At 59.7% G+C, this 5,696-nt stretch carries 5 protein-coding genes; all 5 read left to right on the top strand.

Annotation, left to right across the window (positions count from 1 at the left end):
- The coding region (locus ACQKPC_RS30000) for a carbohydrate ABC transporter permease (protein ID WP_427628289.1) at positions 1-887 on the top strand (887 nt) is incomplete at its 5' end.
- Complete coding sequence (locus ACQKPC_RS29995) at positions 880-1,725, top strand: carbohydrate ABC transporter permease (RefSeq protein ID WP_030131859.1); 846 nt, start codon at positions 880-882, stop codon at positions 1,723-1,725. The genes ACQKPC_RS30000 and ACQKPC_RS29995, both read left to right, overlap by 8 nt.
- Before the next feature lie 3 nt (positions 1,726-1,728).
- Positions 1,729-2,889: an ABC transporter ATP-binding protein gene (locus ACQKPC_RS29990; RefSeq protein ID WP_007902371.1), complete on the top strand. Its 1,161-nt coding sequence runs from the start codon at positions 1,729-1,731 to the stop codon at positions 2,887-2,889.
- A gap of 266 nt (positions 2,890-3,155) precedes the next feature.
- Complete coding sequence (locus ACQKPC_RS29985; RefSeq protein WP_218397890.1) at positions 3,156-4,502, top strand: carbohydrate porin; 1,347 nt, start codon at positions 3,156-3,158, stop codon at positions 4,500-4,502.
- Positions 4,503-4,733: 231 nt separating this feature from the next.
- The gene (locus tag ACQKPC_RS29980; RefSeq protein WP_427628286.1) at positions 4,734-5,603 is read left to right on the top strand and encodes a D-hexose-6-phosphate mutarotase; all 870 of its coding nucleotides are present in this window, start codon (positions 4,734-4,736) and stop codon (positions 5,601-5,603) included.
- Positions 5,604-5,696 lie beyond the last annotated feature (93 nt).

The raw sequence follows: 5,696 nt of genomic DNA, 5'->3' as shown, positions 1-5,696 counted from the left end.
GCAAAGCCTCACCGTTCGACGCATTGCAGCGCTGGCTCCCCAAACTGGTTTTGGCGCCAAGCATGCTGATCGTCCTGGTTGGTTTTTACGGTTACATCATCTGGACATTCGTTCTGTCCTTCACCAACTCCAGTTTCATGCCGAGCTACAAGTGGGTCGGCCTGCAGCAATACATCCGCCTGATGGACAACGATCGCTGGTGGGTCGCGAGCAAGAACCTCGCGGTGTTCGGCGGCATGTTCATCGGTATCAGCCTGGTGCTGGGCGTGTTCCTCGCCGTGCTGCTGGATCAGCGCATTCGCAAGGAAGGCTTCATCCGCACCGTTTACCTGTACCCGATGGCGCTCTCGATGATCGTCACCGGTACCGCGTGGAAATGGCTGCTCAACCCAGGCCTGGGTCTGGACAAAATGCTGCGTGACTGGGGCTGGGAAGGCTTCCGTCTCGACTGGCTGGTGGATCAGGATCGCGTGGTGTATTGCCTGGTGATTGCCGCCGTGTGGCAAGCCTCCGGGTTTGTGATGGCGATGTTCCTGGCCGGCCTGCGTGGCGTCGATCAATCGATCATCCGCGCGGCGCAAGTCGACGGTGCGAGCCTGCCGACCATCTACCTGAAGATCGTATTGCCGAGCCTGCGCCCGGTGTTCTTCAGCGCTTTCATGATCCTGGCGCACATCGCGATCAAGAGCTTCGACCTGGTGGCGGCGATGACCGCGGGTGGCCCGGGCTACTCGTCCGACCTGCCGGCGATGTTCATGTACTCCTTCACTTTCAGCCGTGGCCAGATGGGCATTGGTTCGGCGAGCGCCATGATGATGCTCGGCGCGATCCTGGCGATTCTGGTGCCGTACCTGTACTCCGAATTGCGAGGCAAACGCCATGAGTAATCAACTCGGAAAACCGGCGATCAGCTTCAGCCGCATCGCAATCTACGCAACCTTGCTGCTGGCCGCGGCGATCTATCTGGTCCCGCTGGTGGTGATGCTGCTGACCAGTTTCAAATCCCCGGAAGACATCCGCACCGGCAACCTGTTGAGCTGGCCGCAAGTGATTGATGGCATCGGCTGGATCAAGGCCTGGGACAGTGTCGGCAGCTACTTCTGGAACTCGGTGAAAATCACCGTGCCGGCGGTACTGATCTCTACGTTCATCGGTGCCATGAACGGCTACGTGCTGTCGATGTGGCGCTTCCGTGGTTCGCAACTGTTCTTCGGCCTGTTGTTGTTCGGCTGCTTCCTGCCGTTCCAGACCGTGCTGCTGCCAGCCTCGTTCACCCTCGGCAAGATCGGCCTGGCCAACACCACCACGGGCCTGGTGCTGGTGCATGTGGTCTACGGCCTGGCGTTCACCACGCTGTTCTTCCGTAACTACTACGTGAGCATTCCGGATGCGCTGGTCAAGGCGGCGCGGCTGGATGGCGCGGGCTTCTTCACGATTTTCTGGAAGATCCTGCTGCCGATGTCGATCCCGATCGTGATGGTCTGCCTGATCTGGCAGTTCACGCAAATCTGGAATGACTTCCTGTTCGGCGTGGTCTTCGCCAGTGGCGATGCCCAGCCGATTACCGTGGCCCTGAACAACCTGGTCAACACCAGCACCGGGGCCAAGGAATACAACGTTGATATGGCCGCCGCGATGATCGCCGGGCTGCCGACACTGCTGGTCTACATATTCGCTGGCAAGTATTTCCTGCGTGGGCTGACGTCCGGCGCGGTCAAGGGGTAGAACATGGCAACTCTCGAATTACGCAACGTCAACAAGACCTACGGTGCCGGTTTGCCGGACACCCTGAAAAACATCGAACTGAAGATCAATGACGGTGAGTTCCTGATCCTGGTCGGTCCATCGGGCTGTGGTAAGTCCACGCTGATGAACTGCATCGCAGGACTTGAAAACATCAGCGGCGGCGCGATTCTGGTGGACGACGCCGACATCAGCGGCATGAGCCCGAAAGATCGCGACATTGCCATGGTGTTCCAGTCCTACGCGCTGTACCCGACCATGAGCGTGCGCGACAACATCGCGTTCGGCCTGAAGATTCGCAAAATGCCCACCGCCGAAATCGACGAAGAAGTCGCTCGCGTGGCCAAGCTGCTGCAGATCGAACACCTGCTCAGCCGCAAGCCGGGCCAGCTTTCCGGTGGTCAACAACAGCGCGTGGCCATGGGCCGGGCGCTAGCGCGGCGGCCGAAGATTTACCTGTTCGACGAACCGCTGTCCAACCTCGACGCCAAGCTGCGGGTCGAGATGCGCACCGAAATGAAACTGATGCACCAGCGTCTGAAAACCACCACGGTCTACGTGACTCACGACCAGATCGAAGCCATGACCCTGGGCGACAAAGTGGCGGTGATGAAGGACGGGATCATTCAGCAGTTCGGCACGCCAAAAGACATCTACAACAACCCGGCCAACCTGTTCGTGGCGAGCTTCATCGGTTCGCCGCCGATGAACTTCATCCCGCTGCGTTTGCAGCGTAAGGAAGGTCGTCTGGTGGCACTGCTCGACAGCGGTCAGGCGCGCTGCGAATTGCCGCTGGGCATGCAGGACGCCGGGCTCGAAGACCGCGAAGTGATCCTCGGCATGCGCCCGGAGCAGATCGTGCTGGCGGGTAGCGAGCCGAATGGTTTGCCGACCATTCGTGCCGAAGTGCAGGTCACCGAGCCGACCGGTCCCGACACCCTGGTGTTCGTCAACCTCAACGACACCAAAGTCTGCTGCCGCCTGGCACCGGACGTCGCGCCGGCCGTGGGCGAGACCCTGACCCTGCAATTCGATCCATCGAAAGTGCTGTTGTTCGATGCCAAGACCGGTGAACGCCTGGGGGTGGCCGGCCTGCCGAAAACCGAAGCTCACAGCGCCAACGTGGCGCAGTTCAAAGGCCGCTGAAGAATCAAATGTGGGAATGGGCTTTTGTGGCGAGGGGGCTTGCCCCCGTTCGACTGCGAAGCAGTCGTAAACCGGTCACTGCTTTCTAATCCTGGATCGCGGTGACTGGTTTCAGGGGTGCTTCGCGCCCCAACGGGGGCAAGCCCCCTCGCCACAGGCTCGCTCCCACAGGGGGGATCTGTGGCGCCCGGACTGTCGTGCGTCGCAATCGATGTAAACCGCGTTAGATAAAAACAGTTAATAACAATAAAGACGAGGATGTAGGGATGAAGAAGAAGAACAACGCTCAGCTTATCTGCCAATTGTCAGCTCTTGCGATGATGACTATGGCCGGTAGCGCGCACGCGGCTGACGCGTTCAGTGCCGACTCGCAGTGGATGACCGGGGATTGGGGCGGCGAGCGGACCAGGCTGATCGAGCAAGGTATCGACATCAAGGCCGACTACGTTGGTGAAGTGGGCGCCAACCTGCATGGCGGCTACAACGACGACAAGACGGCGCGTTACGCCGACCAGTTTGGCTTGGGCGTGGCGCTGGACCTGGAAAAACTGTGGGGCTGGGATAACACCCAGGCGAAGATCCAGCTCACCAACCGTAACGGCCAGAACATCTCCAATGACCGTGTCGGCGACCCGCGTGCCGGCACCTTGAGTTCCTCCCAGGAAGTCTACGGCCGTGGCCACATGGTCCGTCTGACCCAGTTGTGGATCAAGCACCAGTTTCTCGACGGTAAACTGGACGTCAAGGCCGGTTACTTCGGCGAAGGCGAAGACTTCAACACCTTCCCTTGCGAGTTCCAGAACCTGGCATTCTGCGGTTCACAAGCGGGTAACTGGGCAACCAACATCTGGTACAACTGGCCGGTCATGCAGGCAGCGGTTCGCGTGAAGTACAACATCACGCCCGAGTTCTATGCGCAGATCGGCGCGTACAACCAGAACCCGTCGCAACTTGAGCACGGTAACGGCTTCAAGCTCAGCGGCAGTGGTACCGAGGGCACCGTCTTGCCGGTTGAATTGGTCTGGTCGCCGAAGGTCAACAACCTGCCGGGCGAATACCGTGTCGGTTACTACAAGAGCACTGCCAACGCCGATGACGTGCGTAAAGACGACAACGGCGACGATGCGGCAACCAGCGGTAATGCCTATCGCAGTCACGATAGCAAGCACGGCTACTGGTTCGTGGCGCAGCAACAACTCACCACGCATAACGGTGATGCTTCACGCGGTCTGAACATCGCCGCCAACGCCACCTTCCACGACAAGGACACCAACTTCGTCGACAACTACCAGTCGCTGATGTTTGTGTACAAGGGGCCGTTCGATGCGCGTCCTAAAGACGACGTCGGAATCGGTTTCGCCCGTATCCATGTCAACGATGACGTGAAGAAAAACGCCGAGTTGGTCAACGCTGCCAATGGTGTCACCGACTACGAAGACCCGCTGTTCTCGCCGTTGCGTTCCACCGAGTACAACTACGAGATCAACTACGGCTTCCACGTTACCAACTGGCTGACCGTCCGTCCTAACCTGCAATACATCACTCACCCGGGCGGTGTGGATGAAGTCGACAACGCTCTGGTGGCTGGTCTGAAAATTCAGTCGGTGTTCTAACGCTGTTGCGATAAGCTCCTCTCTATGTGCGCATATTTGCGGACGGCCATGGCTGTCCGCTTTTTTTTGGGGGCAGCGCACCCCTTGGACAGATCGTTCCCACGCTCTGCGTGGTAACGCCGCTCTGGACGCTCTGCGTCCATCGTATGTGACGCAGAGCGTCACGGGATGCATTCCCACGCAGAGCGTGGGAATGATCAGGTAGAAAAATGATTTTCAGGACCGTGGCACATGCTTGAGCATCCGCTACAACGCTTCTTCAAATCCTTGCGCGAACGTCCGGTGTTTGCGTGGGAGCGCTATCAGATGCGCGATGTGCTGGTGATCGACCATCCGCTGTGTCAGGCGGTGTTCAGTCGGCAGGGCGCGCAGTTGCTGCACTTCCAGCCAAAGGGGCAGAAACCCTGGCTGTGGTGCGCGGCGAAGTGGCCGCATGTCGGTGCGATTCGCGGCGGTGTGCCGGTGTGCTGGCCGTGGTACGGCCGTCATCCGAGCGAAAACGCCTGGCCGTCCCATGGGTGGGCGCGTTTGCTCGACTGGAAACTGCTCGACAGCAGCGCTGATGACGATGGCGTGCACCTGCACTGGCAGTTACAGCTGTGCGACTGGCAAGTGGACTTGCACGCGCATCTGGGCGAACGCATGGATTTGCACCTGAGCACCGAGCATCAAGACGACATGCCGTGCCAGTTGAGCCAGGCGTTGCATGCCTATTGGCGTATTGGTGATGTGGGCGAGGTAGCGCTGTCTGGGCTCGATGGCGCGCAAGGTTACGACCAGTTGAGCCGCCAGGTTTGTCAGCAGGAAGGCGAGTTGCGGGTTGATGGCGGTTGTCAGCGAGTGTTCCAGCATGACGGCGAATTGCAGCTCAAGGACCACGCCTGGCAGCGGCAATTGTGCATCGACACCGGCGATCATGCAGACACGGTGGTCTGGCATCCCGGCTCGCGGCCGTTGCTGGGCGTGAGCTGGAACGAGGTTTTAGAGTTTGTTTGTGTGGAAGCGGCCAGCGGCGGCACCGACAGCCTGTGCCTGGAACCGGGGGAGCGGGCGCATTTGAGTTTGCAGGCGCGGGTGATCGTTCCCACGCTCTGCGCTTGATCGTTCCCACGCTCTGCGTGGGAATGCAGCCCGTGACGCTCCGCGTCACTGGACGCGGAGCGTCCCTAGAGGCATTCCCACGCAGAGCGTGGG

This window comes from Pseudomonas sp. NPDC089918, assembly GCF_050280605.1.
Taxonomy (GTDB): Bacteria; Pseudomonadota; Gammaproteobacteria; order Pseudomonadales; family Pseudomonadaceae; genus Aquipseudomonas.
This window is presented reverse-complemented; position numbering and strand designations above follow the sequence as displayed.